Raw genomic sequence first — 15,763 nt, forward strand, 5'->3', positions numbered from 1 at the left:
GAAAGCAGGCCATAGCACCTATTGCGAACCTCAGGCGACATCGGCGACCCGACTACTCCCCAGGCCGGCATCGGAGCCGGCGGCAACGGCTCGAGCCCGGCCGCGCGGACCGTGCGTTCCAGCATCGAACTCGCTCCTGAATCCGTCTTCGGCTTCCTCGGCTCGGCCGACGCGAACCTCCGGGAACTGGAGCGTCTGCTCGACGCCGACATCCACGTCCGAGGCAATTCGGTGACGCTCACCGGCCGCGCCGCCGACGTGGCGCTGGCCGAGCGCGTGATCGAGCAGCTGGTGGCCCTGACCGGTCGCAACCGGGTCGTGACGCCGGAGGCGGTGCGCCACACGTTCTCCATGCTCACCGAGGGCTCCTCCGATTCCCCGGCCGAGGTGCTTAGCCTGGACATCCTGTCCCGCCGCGGCAAGACCATCCGCCCCAAGACGCTGAACCAGAAGCGCTACGTCGACGCCATCGACGAGCACACCATCGTGTTCGGCATCGGTCCCGCCGGCACCGGCAAGACCTACCTGGCGGTGGCCAAGGCCGTGCAGGCGCTGCAGGGCAAGCAGGTCAGCCGGATCATCCTCACCCGGCCCGCGGTGGAGGCGGGCGAGCGGCTGGGCTTCCTGCCGGGCACGCTGAACGAGAAGATCGATCCGTACCTGCGCCCGCTCTACGACGCGCTGCACGACATGATGGACCCCGAGGCCATCCCGAAGCTGATGCAGTCCGGTGTCATCGAGGTGGCGCCGCTGGCCTACATGCGCGGCCGCTCGCTCAACGACTCCTTCATCATCCTGGACGAGGCACAGAACACCACGCCCGAGCAGATGAAGATGTTCCTGACGCGGCTGGGCTTCGGCTCCAAGATCGTCGTCACCGGCGACATCACCCAGGTCGACCTGCCCGGCGGCACCCGGTCCGGCCTGCGCGTGGTGAGCGACATCCTCACCGACATCGACGACATCCATTTCGCCGAGCTGAACTCGAGCGATGTGGTGCGCCACCGCCTGGTCTCGGACATCGTCGACGCCTACGACCGCTACGAGGCCGAGGACCGCCCGCAGCTGCCGCACTACCCGGGCAACCGCGCCCAGCGCCGGGCCGCGGGCCGATCGCGGCGGTGATCGCGGGCGCTGCCGGGACATCCCACCCCCGCCCATTAGGCTGACAGGGTGAGCATCGAGATCGCCAACGAATCGGGTATGGACGTATCCGAGGAAGAGCTCGTCAGTGTCGCGCGCTTCGTGATCGGCCGGATGGATGTGCACCCTGCGGCCGAGTTGTCCATGGTGCTGGTCGATCTCGACACCATGGCCGATCTGCACATGCGCTGGATGGATCTGCCCGGCCCGACCGACGTGATGTCGTTCCCGATGGACGAACTCGAGCCGGGCGGACGCCCCGACAGCGGCGAGCCCGGCCCGTCCATGCTCGGCGACATCGTGCTCTGCCCCGAGTTCGCGGCCGCCCAGGCGACCAAGGCGGGCCACGCGCTCGACCACGAACTGGCGCTGCTGACCGTGCACGGCGTCCTGCACCTGCTCGGCTACGACCACGCCGAGCCGGAGGAGGAGAAGGAGATGTTCGGCCTGCAGAACCGGCTGCTCGCCGAGTGGTACGAGAGCCTGCGCGAGGCGCAGCGGCGTGCCGAACTGGCCGAGCGCGACCGCCGCCTGCTGGGCAAGACCGGCTTCACCGCTCCCGGCGACCCGTTGGACCCGGCGTGAGCGAACTACCGCGAAAGCGGCGGGGCACGGCGTGAATTCGCTGGTTCTGCTACTCCTGGCGATCCTGCTGGTGCCGGTCGGCGGCGTGTTCGCGGCCATCGACGCCGCCCTGGCCACCATCTCGCCCGCGCGCGTCGAGGACCTGGTGCGCGCCGACCGCGGCGGCGCGCGGCGACTGGCCCGCATCGTGGTGGATCGTCCCCGCTACGTGAACCTGATGGTGCTGCTGCGGCTGATCTGCGAGATCACCGCCACCGTCCTGCTCGCGGCCGCGCTGAGCGACTGGCTGAGCACCGGGTGGGCGCTGCTGCTCACCGCGGTGGTGATGGTGGTGGTCGACTACGTGGTGATCGGTGTCGGCCCGCGCACGCTGGGCCGTCAGCACGCCTATTCGATCTCGCTGGGCGCGGCGCTGCCGCTGCAGGCGATCGGTTCGCTGCTGGGCCCGGTGAGCCGGCTGCTGATCCTGATCGGCAACGCGATCACCCCGGGCCGCGGATTCCGCAACGGCCCCTTCGCCTCCGAGGTGGAGCTGCGCGAGGTCGTGGACATGGCCCAGCAGAGCGGCGTGGTCGACTCCGACGAGCGCCGGATGATCCAGTCGGTCTTCGAACTCGGCGACACCGCCGCCCGCGCGGTGATGGTGCCGCGCACCGAGATGGTGTGGATCGAGGCGGACAAGACCGCGGCGCAGGCGATGTCGCTGGCGGTGCGGTCGGGGCATTCGCGCATTCCGGTGATCGGCGAGAACGTCGACGACATCGTGGGCGTCGTCTATCTGAAGGACCTGGTGCCCTACGCCGACCGCGGCCGCAAGGTGCGGGTGCGCGAGGTGATGCGCCCGCCGGTGTTCGTGCCCGACTCCAAGCCGCTGGACGCGCTGCTGGACGAGATGCAGCGCCGCCGCATCCACATGGCGCTGCTGGTCGACGAGTACGGCGGCATCGCCGGGCTGGTCACCATCGAGGACGTGCTCGAGGAGATCGTGGGCGAGATCGCCGACGAGTACGACACCGACGAGATCGCCCCGATCGAGGACCTCGGCAACGGCAAGTACCGGGTGTCGGCGCGGCTGTCGGTGGACGATCTCGGCGAGCTGTTCGAGATGGACATCGAGGAAGAGGACGTCGACACCGTGGGCGGCCTGCTGGCGCACGCGCTGGGCCGGGTCCCGCTGCCGGGCTCGAAGGTGGTGGTGCACGGGCTGCAACTGCGCGGCGAGGGCGGCGCCGACGCGCGCGGCCGGGTCCGGGTGCACACCGTGGTGGTGAAGCGCGCGCCGGAGAAGGTGGAAGCGAAAAGCAAGGGGGACAACGAGTTTGCCGGACACGAGGATGGAGAAGGCGATGGGTGACACCGCGGAACTCGGTGCCGAGGACAACAAACTGCTGGTGCTGGCGCGGGGCGCGATGGGCCGCACCGGCGGCGGCAGCGGCGCCGCGGTGCGCGACACCGACGGCCGCACCTACGCCGCCGGCGCGGTGGAACTGCGTGCCCTGTCGCTGACCGCGCTGCAGGCGGCGGTGGCGGCCGCGATCTCCAGTGGCGCAGAGGGTTTCGAGGCCGCGGTGGTAGTCGGCGGGCAGCGTTCGGACGCCGGGGTGGCGGCCGTGCACGAGGTGTCCGAGAACGCGACCATCGTGCTCACCGACCGCAAGGGCGCGGTCGTCGAGACGTTCACCGGCACGGCCGGGACGAAACGCGGTGCGGGAAAGGAGAACCCGTACGGGGTGGAGAATCCGATCGGCGGTGAGGTCACCGCGGGGCGGCGGGGCAACCTGCCGGAGGATTTCGACCCGAACACCGAGTCCGGGGTGTTCGAGTGAGCGCCGGGTCGCGCGACGGCGAATTCCGTTCCGGCTTCGTCTGTTTCGTCGGCCGGCCCAACACCGGCAAATCGACGCTCACCAACGCCATGGTGGGTCAGAAGATCGCCATCACCTCCTCGCGCCCGCAGACCACCCGCCACACCATCCGCGGCATCGTGCATCGGGAGCACGCCCAGCTGATCCTCGTCGACACGCCCGGGTTGCACCGGCCGCGCACGCTGCTGGGGCAGCGGCTCAACGATCTGGTGCGCGACACCTATTCCGAGGTCGACGTCATCGCTTTGTGCATCCCCGCCGACGAGAAGATCGGGCCCGGCGATCGGTGGATCGTGCAGCAGATCAGGCAGATGGCGCCCAAGACCACGCTGCTCGGCGTGGTCACCAAGATCGACAAGGTGAGCCGGGACCAGGTCGCCCAGCAGCTGGTGGCCGTGTCGCAGCTGCTCGGTCCGGAGGCCGAGGTGGTGCCGGTGTCGGCGGTGAAGGGCGAGCAGGTCGAGGTGCTCGTCGACGTGATCGCCGCGCAGATGCCCGAGGGCCCGGCGTTCTACCCCGACGGCGAGCTGACCGACGAGCCCGAGGAAACGCTCATGGCCGAGCTGATCCGCGAGGCCGCGCTGGAGGGCGTCCGCGACGAGCTGCCGCATTCGCTGGCCGTCGTGATCGAGGAGGTGCTGCCGCGCGAGGAGCACGAGGACATGCTCGACGTGCACGCGCTGCTCTACGTGGAGCGCCCGAGTCAGAAGGCGATCGTGATCGGCAAGGGCGGTTCGCGGCTCAAGGAGGTCGGCACCGCGGCTCGCAAACAGATCGAGCACATCCTCGGTACCCGCATCTACCTGCATCTGCACGTCAAGGTCGCCAAGGACTGGCAGCGCGACCCCAAGCAGCTGGGGAAGCTGGGTTTCTAGTCGGCCCACCAGGGCTCGGGGCGGTGGCGGTCCCAGCGCTGCTCCGATTCGAGTTGTGCGGCAAGGGAAATCAGGAGCGGTTCGGAGTCGGCCGGGCCCAGCAGCTGGGCTCCGACCGGCAGTCCGGCTTCGGTGAAGCCCGCCGGCACGTTGATTGCGGGCCAGCCCAGCACATTCCACGGCCAGGTGTACGGGCAGGCGGCGGTGATGAGGGCGTCGGTAGCGGAGACGCCGAGGCCGTCCATGGCGTCGACCGGCGGGGGCGGGGTGGCGGTGGTGGGGGCGAGGACCACGTCGTAGTCGTCGAAGAAGCGGCCGATCCGCTTGTGCAGCAGCGGTTCCGCGGCGCGGGCGGCGAACAGGGCCGGGCCGCCGAGCAGCAGGCCCACCGCCGCGTTGCATCGAGTGCGTGAATCCACCTGTGCGCCGGGCAGTTCCGCCAGTGCCGCGCGGATGCCCGCCATCGAGCGCGGCAGGAAGCTGGCGCCGATGAGGAGGCCGTAGTGCAGGTCGGCGACGGTCACCTCGTGCCCGAGCCGGCGCAGCGTCTTGGCGGTGTCGTGCACGCGTGCCGCGACCTCGCGGTCCAGGGCGGTCCTGGTCGCGGTGAACGGAATGCGCAGCGACAGTGCGATCTTCAGCCGTCCGGGATCGCGGCCCACCGCGTCGGAGACGCGCAGTGGGGCCGGTGTGTGCTTGTCGCCCGGATGCGGTCCGGCGGCGGCATCGAGCAGCAGGGCCGCGTCGGCCACTGTGCGCGCGAGCGGTCCGTTCACCGTGAGCCCGTGGAAGGCTTCGGTCAGCGGCCAGGTGGAGATGCGGCCGCGCTGCGGTTTGATGCCGACCAGATTCGTCCACGCCGACGGGATCCGCACCGAACCGGCCCCGTCGGAACCGAGCGCGGCGGGGACCAGCCCGGCGGCGACCGCGGCGGCCGACCCGCCCGAGGAGCCGCCCGGGGTGTGCTCGGCGTGCCAGGGATTGCGGGTGTAGCCGAAGGCGGGCGCGTCGGTGAACGGCCACTGCCCGATCTCGCAGGTGTTGGTCTTGCCGACGATCACCGCGCCGGCCGCCCGCAATCGACGCACCGATTCGGCGTCCTCGGTCTTCGGCGGGAAGTCCCCGCCGCAGCCGAAAGCCGTTGGCTCCCCGGCGATATCGGTGTCGTCTTTGATCGCGATCGGGACGCCGAGCAGCGGCAGCCTGGTGCCCGCCGCGTGCCGCCGGTCGGCCTCGGCCGCCTCCGCGAGGGCGCGCTCGCGGCGGACCACCCGGAAGGCGTTGAGTCGCGGCTGCGCGGCGTCGATGCGGTCGAGGGCGGCGGTGGTGGCGGCCACCGAGGTGGTCGTGCCGCGGTCGATGGCGGCGGCCAGCTCGGCCAATCCGAGGTCGCGGGTCGGCGCGGTGGTCATGGTGATCTCCGTCTCGTGGGTCCCTTGCTGGCAACGTAGCGCGCAGCTGGTCATTCGTCCAGTTTGGTGGTGTGGTTCAGACGTTCTCGAATTGTGATATCGCCCGGCGGCATTTCCGCAGGTCGCTCGACCGGCATCGGCGGCGCGGACGGCGTAATCCCCCTACGATTCATCTCCGTGAAGTGGATGTCCCGGGCGTTCGGCTCGAAAGAGCTACCGCTGCAACTGCGTTCGGATCTCGAGTCGGAAGGGATCGTGGTCTTCGGCCCGGTCGGAGGGTCCGTGGCGCACCGCAGTTATCGGACCTCGCTGCATTACGCCTCCTCGAACTGGGAGAACATCGCCGGCGGCACCATCGCGATGAGTCGCCGCCGCCTGATCGTGTGGGGCAATCGGACGCCGCTGGTCGACGTCCCGCTCGGCCACCCCGCGGTCACGATGGAACCCCAAGGCCCCGAACGCATGCTCCTCGAGGCCGACGATTTCGCCATTGACCGCTCCCGCACCGGCTGGACCACCTTGCTACTCCGCACGATTCACGCCCCACGCATCATGCAGGTGTACGCGGAGGGAGTGTGGGTGCAGCCGTAGGCCTGGTCTACTGAGTTTGCATCCTGTACCCGAGTACAGGCTTACCGTGGCGTCATGACGAATTCGCCTGACGCAGCCGACTGGGCCCCCGACGCCTGCACGCTGCCGACAGCCGAGCAGCCGACCCGAGTCGCCGAGTTCGGCCGCTTCTTCGCCGAATCGGTACGGCGGGTACACCGAGTCACACCGACATCGCTAGAGCTGACGCTGGCGGCCGAGGCCGAACCGGTCGCCCGCGACCTCGCGGCCCGGGAGTCGAGCTGCTGCTCGTTCTTCCGCTTCGAATTCATCTCGACCGATGCGGATTCGGTGATGCGGGTCGAAGTGCCCGACTCCTACGCCGAGGTGCTGGACGCGTTCGCCGCGCAAGCCACCGCCGCAAGGGGTGAGCCGCAGTGACCACGGGGCTGCGCACCGGCGAGTTGGCGGCCGCGGCGGGCGTGAACACGCAGACGCTGCGCTACTACGAACGCCGCGGACTACTGGCCGCGCCGGACCGCACACTTGGCGGGCACCGGCTGTATCCGGCGCAGGCGGTGACGGTACTCCGAGTGATCAAGGCCGCGCAGCGGTTCGGGTTCACTCTCGACGAGGTCGCCGAACTGCTCGGCACGACCCATCGCGGTCGTCGCCGTCGCGAGGGCGGATTGCGGACTCACGCGGCGGCGAAGCTGACCGAGATCGACGCGAAACTGGCCGAGCTGACCGCGGTGCGCGACACCCTGCGCGCCGCGCTGGCAGCCGGATGTGACGATCTGCTGACATGCAGCACCGTGCCGGATTGCCCCGTGCCTTTCGACGCCATGGATCGGACCGAAGTCGAGTAGGTCCGCTGGACATAGGCTGCGGTCATGACTGTCGCGCGTTCGATCCTGCTGTTCGTCCTGGCCGCGATGGCCGAGATCGGTGGCGCCTGGCTGGTGTGGCAAGGCGTGCGGGAACACCGCGGGTGGACATGGATCGGTGCCGGAATCATCGCCCTGGGCGTGTACGGCTTCGTAGCCACACTGCAACCGGACGCGAACTTCGGGCGCATCCTCGCCGCCTACGGCGGAGTGTTCGTGGCCGGCTCCCTACTGTGGGGCGTCGTCGCGGACGGCTTCCGGCCGGACCGCTGGGACATCACCGGTGCCGCCCTCTGCCTACTCGGCGTCGCGGTCATCATGTACGCGCCCCGGGTGGGGTGAAAGTTGCCTTCGGTCAGAGGAGTAGTCGGTTTCGGGTGTTCGCTTCCCGTAACCGGGCGATTGCCGAAATCGCGCAAGGTGCGCACCCCGCCGCAATCCCACTGCGCAGCTGGCAGGCCGGCTTTCACGGCGATCTAGGTCGAGCGCTGGCCACCGACCGCGCGACCCGCGTTCGGAGTGTTCAACCCCTCGTAACCGCCGAACAGTTGGCGCCGCAGTATGTCCACAATAATGTGCTGATTTGCGAGACCGTCACCGCGCTGCTGCCTACCGCGCCGCGTGATCACACGGGACGCGAATTGCGTGGGCTCGCTCATCGCATGGGATTGGCACCGCGGTAGCCGCGTCGTACTGCGGGGGCGGCCGGCCGAGGAGGTGGCGGCGCTCAAGGCTGTGCCCGGGCGGGACATCGTCACTACCGGCAGTATCACGCTGGTGCATTTCCTGATCGCCGCGGGACTGGTCGACGAATATCGGCTCTTCGTATATCCCGTGGTCCTCGGCAAGGGCACGCGGCTGTTCACCACCGGAGTGCCGAAGCTGCGGCTGGTCGAGTCCAAGCCGTTCGAATCCGGCGTGGTGCTGTTGCGCTATCGGACCGACTGATCGGGTGGGCGAGACGTGTTCGGCGCAACAACGGTGGGCTTTCGTGTGTGGTGTGCCGTGGGGGTGGTGGGGCGTGGGAGGATGGGCGGGTGAGGCTGTATCGGGACCATGCGATTGTGGTGCGCCAGCACAAGCTGGGGGAGGCCGATCGTATTGTCACGTTGCTGACGCGGCAGCATGGGCTGGTGCGGGCGGTGGCCAAGGGGGTGCGGCGGACGCGGTCGAAGTTCGGGGCGCGGTTGGAGCCGTTCGCTTATGTGGACATTCAGTTGTATCCGGGGCGGAATCTCGACACCGTCACCCAGGTGCATACGGTGGAGGCGTTCGCGGCCGATATCGTCGCCGACTACGGCCGGTACACCACTGCCTGCGCGGTGCTGGAGACCGCCGAGCGGCTGGCCGGTGAGGAGCGCGCTCCCGCGCCCCGGCTGCACACGCTGACCGCGGGCGCGCTGCGCGCGATCGCCGCGCACCAGCGGCCGCACGAGTTGATTCTCGACGCGTTCCTGTTGCGCGCCATGGGTTTCGCGGGCTGGGCGCCGGCGCTGGACGAATGCGCGCGCTGTGCCACCCCGGGCCCGCACCGGGCCTTCCACGTGGCGGCCGGGGGAGCGGTGTGCGTGCACTGCCGTCCGCCGGGTTCGGCCACTCCGGCGGTGGGCGTGCTGGATCTGATGAACGCCCTCTACCGCGGCGAATGGTCGGGCGTGGACGCCATTCCCGAACAGGTGCGCCGCCAGGCGAGCGGGCTCACCGCCGCCCACCTGCAATGGCATCTGGAACGCCAGCTCCGCACCCTGCCGCTCATCGAACGCACCCGCCCGCACGGGATCGCGGAGGAGAGCCGCGTCGGCTGAGCAGCCCGCGCCGAACTCCCTCGACCACAGCCTGCGCGACCACGCCGACACCCACAGCCCCTACCCTGCCTCCGCCACTGCGGTCGGTTGCCGCCTAGCTCGGCTCGGGTTGGCTCGGTGCGGGCCTGTTCACTCGTTCGCTCACGACGAGCGTGACCGCGGCCAGTACATAGAACGGCGACATGAACAGCAGGACGCTCGACTCGCCCCCGCCGGTACTGCTTTGTAGCGCCGACAGGCCGAGGTATCCGTCTGCCACGCCGAGCGCGGCCAGAAGCAGTGCGGCCCACCGGGTTCCGATGCGCGCGTACTTGACCGGCAGCACCAGGGCGACCGCGGGCACCAGCACCGCGAGGCCGGACTCGGTGAGATATTCCAGCCATTGCTCGGGCCACGGCGGCGACGACAGGAGGACCGTCTGGGCGATCATCACATCGCCCTCGAAGGGCTCGACGTCGTCGGCGACCAGGTCCGGCACGCTGGTATCGAGCCCCTGGGGGAGTACGGCCAGGACGAGGGTGCACACCCGCCAGAACATGGCCGAGGGCCGCCACAGTACGAATCTTGTCATTGCCGCTCCCACCCGATCGCCTTCCGGCGGGCGACATTACCGGTGTCGCGGTGGTCCCGAAAACCCACTCGGCACGACCGATCGTGCGGGGCAGTCTATTTCGCCGTCTGCCCGGGACCGGTCGGCTCGGTGACCGCTTGCTCGTAGGCGAGCAGGGTCTCGATGACCGTGCGGCGCTGGGCGGGAGTGAGGGGGTCCAGGGCGGTGCGCCAGGCTTCCGCGCCGCGAGCCAGCCACCCTCTGATCGCCGGGAGCTTGGCCTCGGTAATGCTGATGATCTTGCGACGGCGGTCCGCCTCGTCCTCGGTGCGCTCCAGCACGTCCGCACGGGCGAGGTCGCTGACCATCAGGCTGACGGTGGTCGGGGCGACCTCGAGGCGGTCGGCGAGTTCGTTCACCGTCATCGGCCCGTCGAACAGCAGATACGACAGCAGCGAGAGGTGGCGCGGCGCCAGGGAACGCAGTTCCGCGGGCGGCTGGGTGCGCTTGGCCCGGCCGACCAGCCGAGGCATGAGCAGCAGCAGCGCGCGCACGGCGTCGTCGGTGTCCGGGCCCGCGTCGTCGCGCGCCGATTTCGCCGTTGACATCCGCACCACCTCCATTTACCTTTGTCATCAAAGGTAAATGCCTTTGACTCCAAAGGTACCTGATCGTCCCTCGTGCCCGCGGCACGGTCGTCCGCTCAACTGTAGGAGGGTGTCATGGCCCACCCGGAATCCGACACTGCCGAGATCGCGGACCGGCTGCGCGCCGCCGCTCAGCCGTTCGACGCACCGGCCGGACCGCCGCCGGACCTGCTGGCCGCCGCGGTCGATGACGCGGTCGTGGTGGGGCTCGGGACGGCCACCCGGGCCGCGCACGAGATCTCCGTCCTCGCGCACGAGGTACTTCGAGTATTGGTGGAGCGCAAAGGTTTCCGAGCGCTGGCGCTCTTGGACGACGCGACGGTCGTCGCCGCTCTCGACGAATACGTGCAGGGCGGGGACGGGGACCCGGCGGCGCTGCTGGCCGACGCCTGGGTGCCGTGGCGCACCGCCGAGACCCGCGCCGTCCTGGACTGGGCGCGTGAGTTCAACCGCGCGCACCCCGATGATCCGCTGCGGCTGTTCGGCTTGACGCCCGAGGCCGCCCGCCCGGCGCACTATGCGCAGGTGTCGGACTTCGTCGCGCGCACCGCACCCGGACGCCTCGCCGAACTGCACGCCCACTACGACCCGATCATCACCGCGCACCGGCGCGGCGAGCACATTCAGCGGGCCGACGGCACGCATCCCGGCCGCCCCTTCGCCGAGCATGCCCGGGACGCGCTGGCGCTGGTCGACTCACTGCGTGCCCCGGCCGCCGTGCTGGACGCGGCCCGGCTGATCGTGCAATACCACGAGTCGAGCACCGCGGCCGGTGGCCGGGACTTCGCGGCGGAGGCCGTGGCCGCGGCGGAACGCATCGCCGCCCGGCACGACGCGACGGGGCAGCGGATCGTGTACTGGGAGGGGTTGTCGAATACCGTTGTCGCCGAACGGCTCACCGTGGCGGCACTGGCGCAGGAGTTCCCGACCACCGGGTACCTGCTGCGCGAACGCTTCGGCCGCGGGTACCTCTCGGTGGCGCTCACCTTCCACGAGGGCCGTCTGCGTACCCATCTCGCCGTGCCCGCCCCGGCACGCGACTTCGCCGACGCGGTGCTCGACATTCCCGACTACGACGGATACCTGCTCGATTTGCGTTCGCCCACAACGGCTTCGGTCCACCGGTGGCTGCACAACCCCGCCCGATTGCGCCTGATCGTCGGCACCTACCGCCCCGAGCGCGATGCCGACCACCACATCACGGGCGGTGCGCTCGCCGACTGGTTCGATCTGCTGCTCCGCGTCCGCACCGTCACCCCCACCCGGCCCCTCGATCCGCCGCCCGAGGCTCGACCGGCTTGATCCATCACTGCGCGGGCCGGTAGCGGACGTCGCGCACGTAGGTGATCTCCGGCTTGCCCTCGCCGGGGCTGCGGCCCTCCAGGTCGAACAGCGTTGTCGCCGTGAACAAGTCGCCGAGCTTGCGGTAGCCGTAGGTGCGCGGGTCGAAATCGGGCCGCTGCTTGTTGATGATCGACCCCACGCCCGACAGCATCGCCCACCCCGAGTCGTCGGAGGCCGCGTCCACGGCATTGCGCAGCAGATTCATCAGTTTCGAGTCGCCCTTGAGCTGGTTGGCGGCCGTGCGATGCGGCTTGGCGGGCGCCTCTTCGGCTGTGTCGGTGAGGTTTTCGGTGTAGATGAACTTGTCGCAGGCGGCGACGAACGGCTGCGGCGTCTTGCGCTGGCCGAAACCGTAGACGGTGAGCCCGGATTCGCGGATGCGACTGGCCAGCCGCGTGAAATCGCTGTCGCTGGAGACGATCACGAACCCGTCCAGCTTGCCGGTGTAGAGCAGATCCATCGCGTCGATGATCATCGCCGAGTCGGTGGCGTTCTTGCCCGTCGTGTACCCGAACTGCTGGATCGGCTGAATCGACTGTTCCAGCAGGCGGTCCTTCCAGCCCTTCAGATTCGTGCTCGTCCAGTCGCCGTAGGCCCGCTTCACGTGCGCGGTGCCGTACTTGGCGACCTCCGCGAGCAGCCCGTCCGCAATGGCCGGCTGCGCGTTGTCCGCATCGATCAATACCGCTAGCCTGATCGAATTCTCGCTGGTCACGGCGCTACCCTTCGTCGGTCGGCGGCAATCGACACCACCGTAGCGCGCCGCCGCCACCGCCCGGCGGATCCGGGTGGGTCAGCGGAGGAGTTCGCGGGCCAGGGTCTCGGTCCACCAGCGCTCCACCCGCTCCGGCGACCACCCGCGCTCGACGGTGAGCGTGGTGTAGACGTCGATGTTGCAGAGCGCGGCGAAGACGTCGACCGCCTCCGGTAGGTCGAGGCCGGCCCGCAGGGTGTGCGCGGGCCACGAGGAGAACACCGCGACGCGCGTCTCGTCGGCCAGCCGCCGCGCCTGCCGATAGACCTCGGCCAGTTCGGGTTCCGTGCGCCCCGCCTCGCGGATCAGCGCGATGAGATCGCCGGACCGCTCGAACAGCCGCCGGTCGTAGCCCGCCATGGCGCCCAGCTGCGCCCGGGGATCGGCCGATTCCTCCAGACCGTCGAGCATCCGGGACAGGTCGGCGGACAGGTCCGCCGCCTCCACCAGCGCCCAGACCAGCCCCGGCTTGTTGGTGTACGCGGCGTAGACGGTCGGCACCGACACCCCGGCCTCGCGCGCGACGTCGCGCACGCTGGTCGCCGCCCAGCCTCGAGTCACGAACAGCCGCCGCGCGGCCTCGGCGATGCCGGCTCGCGTGCGGTGGGCCTGCTCCTGGCGGCGCAGCGAGTCGTAGCGCCGCCGTTCCGGTTCCGTCATTGCCCTCCTGTTTTCCGGTGCTTATATTCAATATAACTCGCGTAAACCAATTTGCGCGATGGTTCCGGGAAGGGTGTCCGCATGAGTTACACCGAGTGGGCCGGGCTGGGCGGTCTCGGCTTCGTGCTGGCGGCGGTGGTCGTGAACGTGCTCTATGTCCGCGGGCGGCTGCCGATGCCGATGGCGGGGCAGCGTCTCGACGTTGTCGTCGAGCGTTTCGCCACGGTCGGGAGCGCGCTGCGGCGTCCGTCGCTGATCGCGCCGTCGCTGTGGTTGTGCACCACGGTCTTCGCGGCCGGGCTGGTGGGCCGGCTGTGGGGTGCGGGGACGGCGGCCGCGGTGTGGGCGCTGGTCGGATTCGCCGGCGTGCTCATGCAGAACGTCGCGTTCGCGTGTGTCGAGGCGTTGCGGTTCGGGATGGCCGCGGCGGCACAGCACGAGCGCGGCGTCACCGTCGCGCTGTGGGGGTTCAGCAATGTGCTGTTCGGCTACAACCAGATGTTCCTCGCGATCGCGCTGCTGGGCTTCTCGGCCGCCGGGACGAGCGCGGGGTTCGTCCCGGACTGGCACGCCTGGCTCGGCTATGCCAGCGCCGCACTGCTGTTCGTCGCCGCGTCGGCCGGTCCGTACAACGTCGAGGGCACCCATCGGATCGCGCTCGCCGGGCTGGTGGGCTGGCTCGGATGGATCGGGTGGATCGTCGTCTACAGCGTGCTGCTGTTGCGCGCGTGAGCGGGCGCCGGCGGGATACGCGGTGACCGGACGTGACGGCGTGATGCAGGATGGAAGCCGTGATCGGTAACCGCACCCCCACCACCGCCGCGCCGACCCGCACGATCCGCCCGCCGTCGCCGCACCCGTCGGGCGCCACGCCGCCGAACCTGCCGCTGGAATTCGTGCCCCGGCACGTGGCGCTGGTGATGGACGGCAACGGGCGCTGGGCGCAGGAGCAGGGCCTGCCGCGCACCGCCGGGCACGAGCGCGGTGAGGCGGTGTTGATGGACACCGTCGAGGGGTGCATCGAGATCGGCGTGAAGTGGTTGTCCGCCTACGCCTTCTCGACCGAGAACTGGCGGCGCAGCCCCGACGAGGTCCGCTTCCTGATGGGCTTCAACCGCGACGTGATCCGCCGCCGCCGCGACGAGATGCACGAGATGGGCGTCCGGGTGCGCTGGGCCGGGCGGCGACCGCGCCTGTGGCGCAGCGTGATCAAGGAACTGGAAGTCGCCGAGGAACTCACCAAGGACAACACGGTGATGACCCTCACCATGTGCGTCAACTACGGCGGCCGCGCCGAAATCGCCGACGCCGCAAGGGAAATCGGCCGCCGGGTGGCCGCCGGGGAGCTCGACCCGGAGAAGATCACCGAGTCGACCTTCGCGCAGTACCTCGACGAGCCCGACATGCCCGACGTCGACCTGTTCCTGCGGCCCTCGGGCGAGCTGCGCAGTTCGAACTTCCTGATCTGGCAGTCGGCCTACGCCGAATTCGTCTACCAGCACACGCTTTTCCCGGATTTCGACCGGCGCAATCTGTGGGAGGCGTGCGTGGAGTACGCGAAGCGGGACCGGCGCTTCGGTGGCGTCAAGTGAGCGAGGCCGCAGTTGATCTGCAGGCCCGCGCCGGCGCCTGCCTGGCCGGTTTCGACATCGACGTCCGGGTCGAGGACGGCGGGCTCGGCTTCGAGTACGACGGCGCGCTGTGCTCGCTGCGCGCCGTGAACCTGGCGCCCGGCCTGGACGTGCTGACCCTCACCTGCCTGCTGGTCTGGGACCGGCCGCTCAAGAGCCAGCTGCACAAGCGGGTCGCCGACCGCAACGGTGAGCTGCAGTTCGGCTCGCTCACCGTCAAGGTCCGCGACAAGCTCGCCGACGTGATGCTGCGCTACACCTTCCCGGCCGCCGGACTGGACGACGCCGCCCTCGCCACCATGCTGCTGCTCGTGCTCGCCGGGGCGGGAGAGGCGCGAAAAGGGTTGGTGCCCTGAGGCTTCGGCCCGCTACCCGGAGGTCTCGGCGTGCCGGTAGCCGGGCAGCAGGAAGTCCAGGCCGCGGCTCATGTCCGCCGGTGTGACATCGCCGAGCATCAGGTGCTGGAGGATGAAGCCGGGCATGAGCCCCAGCAGCACCTTGGCCACGGCCTCGGTGTCGGCCTCGGGCGGCAGCCAGCCGATCGCGCGCATCCGCTCGGCATAGTCGCGCCAGCGCTCGCGTAAGGCGCCCATCGCCGAGCGCACGTACTGCGCCGCCGTCTCGTCGGTGAGCGCGAGCGCCCAGGCCTGCGGGGCCAGGCGGACGCGGCCGGTGGTCTCGCCGAGGCGGATGATCTCGGTGGTCAGCGCGCCGACCAGCGTGCCGGGCGTGGGCAGCGGATCGCGCTGGATGATCTCGTCGAGGATGCCGCGCAGCAGTTGGGTGGCATCGGCGGCGAGGGCGGCGATCAGGTCGTCCTTGCTCTTGAAGTAGCGGTACACCGCGCCCGCGGACAGGCCGGACTCGGCGAATACGTCCTGCATCGAGGTGGCGTGGAAGCCCTTGTTGGCGAAACACGTCTGCGCCGCGTCGAGGATCTGCTGGCGGCGGCGTTCGAGGTGTTCCTCGCTGACTCTGGGCATACGTCAAAAATAAAACGAATATCCGTTCTTGACAAGGCGGGGCGAGCGATGCGACGGTGGGTGCCATAAAAGA

Annotated in this window: 20 protein-coding genes and 1 pseudogene; 15 read left to right on the forward strand and 6 right to left on the reverse strand. The window is 69.7% G+C overall.

Annotation, left to right across the window (positions count from 1 at the left end):
- Nucleotides 1-69 precede the first annotated feature (69 nt).
- The 5 genes and pseudogenes from IU476_RS12475 (at nucleotide 70) to era (ending at nucleotide 4,468) form a co-directional block, all read left to right on the forward strand.
- Complete coding sequence (locus IU476_RS12475; RefSeq protein WP_195099898.1) at nucleotides 70-1,125, forward strand: PhoH family protein; 1,056 nt, start codon at nucleotides 70-72, stop codon at nucleotides 1,123-1,125.
- A 48-nt stretch (nucleotides 1,126-1,173) separates the two neighbouring features.
- Nucleotides 1,174-1,728, forward strand: a complete 555-nt coding sequence (ybeY, locus tag IU476_RS12480; RefSeq protein ID WP_187684444.1) for an rRNA maturation RNase YbeY — start codon at nucleotides 1,174-1,176, stop codon at nucleotides 1,726-1,728.
- A gap of 31 nt (nucleotides 1,729-1,759) precedes the next feature.
- Entirely contained in the window at nucleotides 1,760-3,082 is a 1,323-nt protein-coding gene (locus tag IU476_RS12485; protein WP_195099643.1) for a hemolysin family protein, read from the forward strand.
- A pseudogene (locus IU476_RS12490) lies at nucleotides 3,075-3,401 on the forward strand (cytidine deaminase-like protein); the annotation flags it as partial. The gene IU476_RS12485 and the pseudogene IU476_RS12490, both read left to right, overlap by 8 nt.
- Nucleotides 3,402-3,550: 149 nt before the next feature.
- Nucleotides 3,551-4,468, forward strand: a complete 918-nt coding sequence (gene era / locus IU476_RS12495; RefSeq protein ID WP_195099645.1) for a GTPase Era — start codon at nucleotides 3,551-3,553, stop codon at nucleotides 4,466-4,468.
- Here era and IU476_RS12500 read toward each other — a convergent pair.
- Nucleotides 4,465-5,880, reverse strand: a complete 1,416-nt coding sequence (locus IU476_RS12500; RefSeq protein ID WP_195099647.1) for an amidase — start codon at nucleotides 5,878-5,880, stop codon at nucleotides 4,465-4,467. The two genes, era and IU476_RS12500, sit on opposite strands and share 4 nt — an antisense overlap.
- Nucleotides 5,881-6,057: 177 nt before the next feature.
- Between IU476_RS12500 and IU476_RS12505 the strand changes: the two genes are divergently transcribed.
- The 6 genes from IU476_RS12505 (at nucleotide 6,058) to recO (ending at nucleotide 9,121) form a co-directional block, all read left to right on the forward strand.
- The gene (locus tag IU476_RS12505; RefSeq protein ID WP_195099649.1) at nucleotides 6,058-6,471 is read left to right on the forward strand and encodes a hypothetical protein; all 414 of its coding nucleotides are present in this window, start codon (nucleotides 6,058-6,060) and stop codon (nucleotides 6,469-6,471) included.
- A gap of 54 nt (nucleotides 6,472-6,525) precedes the next feature.
- Nucleotides 6,526-6,870, forward strand: coding sequence for a hypothetical protein (locus IU476_RS12510; protein WP_195099650.1), 345 nt, complete (start codon nucleotides 6,526-6,528; stop codon nucleotides 6,868-6,870).
- Nucleotides 6,867-7,298 carry a MerR family transcriptional regulator gene (locus tag IU476_RS12515; protein WP_195099651.1) on the forward strand — a complete coding sequence of 144 codons (432 nt, stop codon included), beginning with the start codon at nucleotides 6,867-6,869 and terminating at the stop codon, nucleotides 7,296-7,298. The genes IU476_RS12510 and IU476_RS12515 overlap by 4 nt, the downstream gene beginning before the upstream one ends.
- Nucleotides 7,299-7,322: 24 nt before the next feature.
- On the forward strand, nucleotides 7,323-7,658 hold the full coding sequence (locus IU476_RS12520; protein ID WP_195099652.1) for a YnfA family protein: 336 nt from the start codon (nucleotides 7,323-7,325) through the stop codon (nucleotides 7,656-7,658).
- Nucleotides 7,659-7,961: 303 nt separating this feature from the next.
- Nucleotides 7,962-8,264: a dihydrofolate reductase family protein gene (locus tag IU476_RS12525; RefSeq protein ID WP_438944002.1), complete on the forward strand. Its 303-nt coding sequence runs from the start codon at nucleotides 7,962-7,964 to the stop codon at nucleotides 8,262-8,264.
- A gap of 89 nt (nucleotides 8,265-8,353) precedes the next feature.
- The gene (gene recO / locus IU476_RS12530; RefSeq protein WP_195099653.1) at nucleotides 8,354-9,121 is read left to right on the forward strand and encodes a DNA repair protein RecO; all 768 of its coding nucleotides are present in this window, start codon (nucleotides 8,354-8,356) and stop codon (nucleotides 9,119-9,121) included.
- Nucleotides 9,122-9,215: 94 nt separating this feature from the next.
- Here the strand turns inward: recO and IU476_RS12535 are convergent, their stop codons facing one another.
- Nucleotides 9,216-9,692, reverse strand: coding sequence for a hypothetical protein (locus IU476_RS12535; protein ID WP_195099654.1), 477 nt, complete (start codon nucleotides 9,690-9,692; stop codon nucleotides 9,216-9,218).
- A 95-nt stretch (nucleotides 9,693-9,787) separates the two neighbouring features.
- Nucleotides 9,788-10,279, reverse strand: coding sequence for a MarR family winged helix-turn-helix transcriptional regulator (locus tag IU476_RS12540; RefSeq protein ID WP_195099655.1), 492 nt, complete (start codon nucleotides 10,277-10,279; stop codon nucleotides 9,788-9,790).
- 114 nt (nucleotides 10,280-10,393) lie between these two features.
- Between IU476_RS12540 and IU476_RS12545 the strand changes: the two genes are divergently transcribed.
- Nucleotides 10,394-11,620 (forward strand): erythromycin esterase family protein, encoded by a 1,227-nt coding sequence (locus tag IU476_RS12545; protein WP_195099656.1) that lies wholly within the window; start codon nucleotides 10,394-10,396, stop codon nucleotides 11,618-11,620.
- A gap of 4 nt (nucleotides 11,621-11,624) precedes the next feature.
- Here IU476_RS12545 and IU476_RS12550 read toward each other — a convergent pair whose 3' ends face one another.
- On the reverse strand, nucleotides 11,625-12,377 hold the full coding sequence (locus IU476_RS12550) for an NYN domain-containing protein (RefSeq protein WP_195099658.1): 753 nt from the start codon (nucleotides 12,375-12,377) through the stop codon (nucleotides 11,625-11,627).
- Nucleotides 12,378-12,455: 78 nt separating this feature from the next.
- Nucleotides 12,456-13,076, reverse strand: coding sequence for a TetR/AcrR family transcriptional regulator (locus IU476_RS12555; protein ID WP_195099660.1), 621 nt, complete (start codon nucleotides 13,074-13,076; stop codon nucleotides 12,456-12,458).
- An 81-nt stretch (nucleotides 13,077-13,157) separates the two neighbouring features.
- Here IU476_RS12555 and IU476_RS12560 point away from each other — a divergent pair, with 81 nt between their 5' ends.
- The 3 genes from IU476_RS12560 to IU476_RS12570 are packed head-to-tail and all read left to right on the forward strand — an operon-like array spanning nucleotide 13,158 to nucleotide 15,063.
- Entirely contained in the window at nucleotides 13,158-13,808 is a 651-nt protein-coding gene (locus tag IU476_RS12560) for a hypothetical protein (protein WP_195099662.1), read from the forward strand.
- A gap of 50 nt (nucleotides 13,809-13,858) precedes the next feature.
- A complete protein-coding gene (locus tag IU476_RS12565; protein ID WP_195099664.1) occupies nucleotides 13,859-14,668 on the forward strand; it encodes an isoprenyl transferase in 810 nt (269 codons plus the stop codon).
- Entirely contained in the window at nucleotides 14,665-15,063 is a 399-nt protein-coding gene (locus tag IU476_RS12570) for a hypothetical protein (protein WP_195099667.1), read from the forward strand. The genes IU476_RS12565 and IU476_RS12570 overlap by 4 nt, the downstream gene beginning before the upstream one ends.
- Before the next feature lie 12 nt (nucleotides 15,064-15,075).
- On the opposite strand, the gene IU476_RS12575 is transcribed toward IU476_RS12570, so the two are convergent.
- Entirely contained in the window at nucleotides 15,076-15,690 is a 615-nt protein-coding gene (locus IU476_RS12575) for a TetR/AcrR family transcriptional regulator (protein ID WP_195099669.1), read from the reverse strand.
- Between the last annotated feature and the right edge of the window lie 73 nt (nucleotides 15,691-15,763).

This window comes from Nocardia blacklockiae (genome assembly GCF_015477355.1).
GTDB lineage: Bacteria > Actinomycetota > Actinomycetes > Mycobacteriales > Mycobacteriaceae > Nocardia > Nocardia blacklockiae.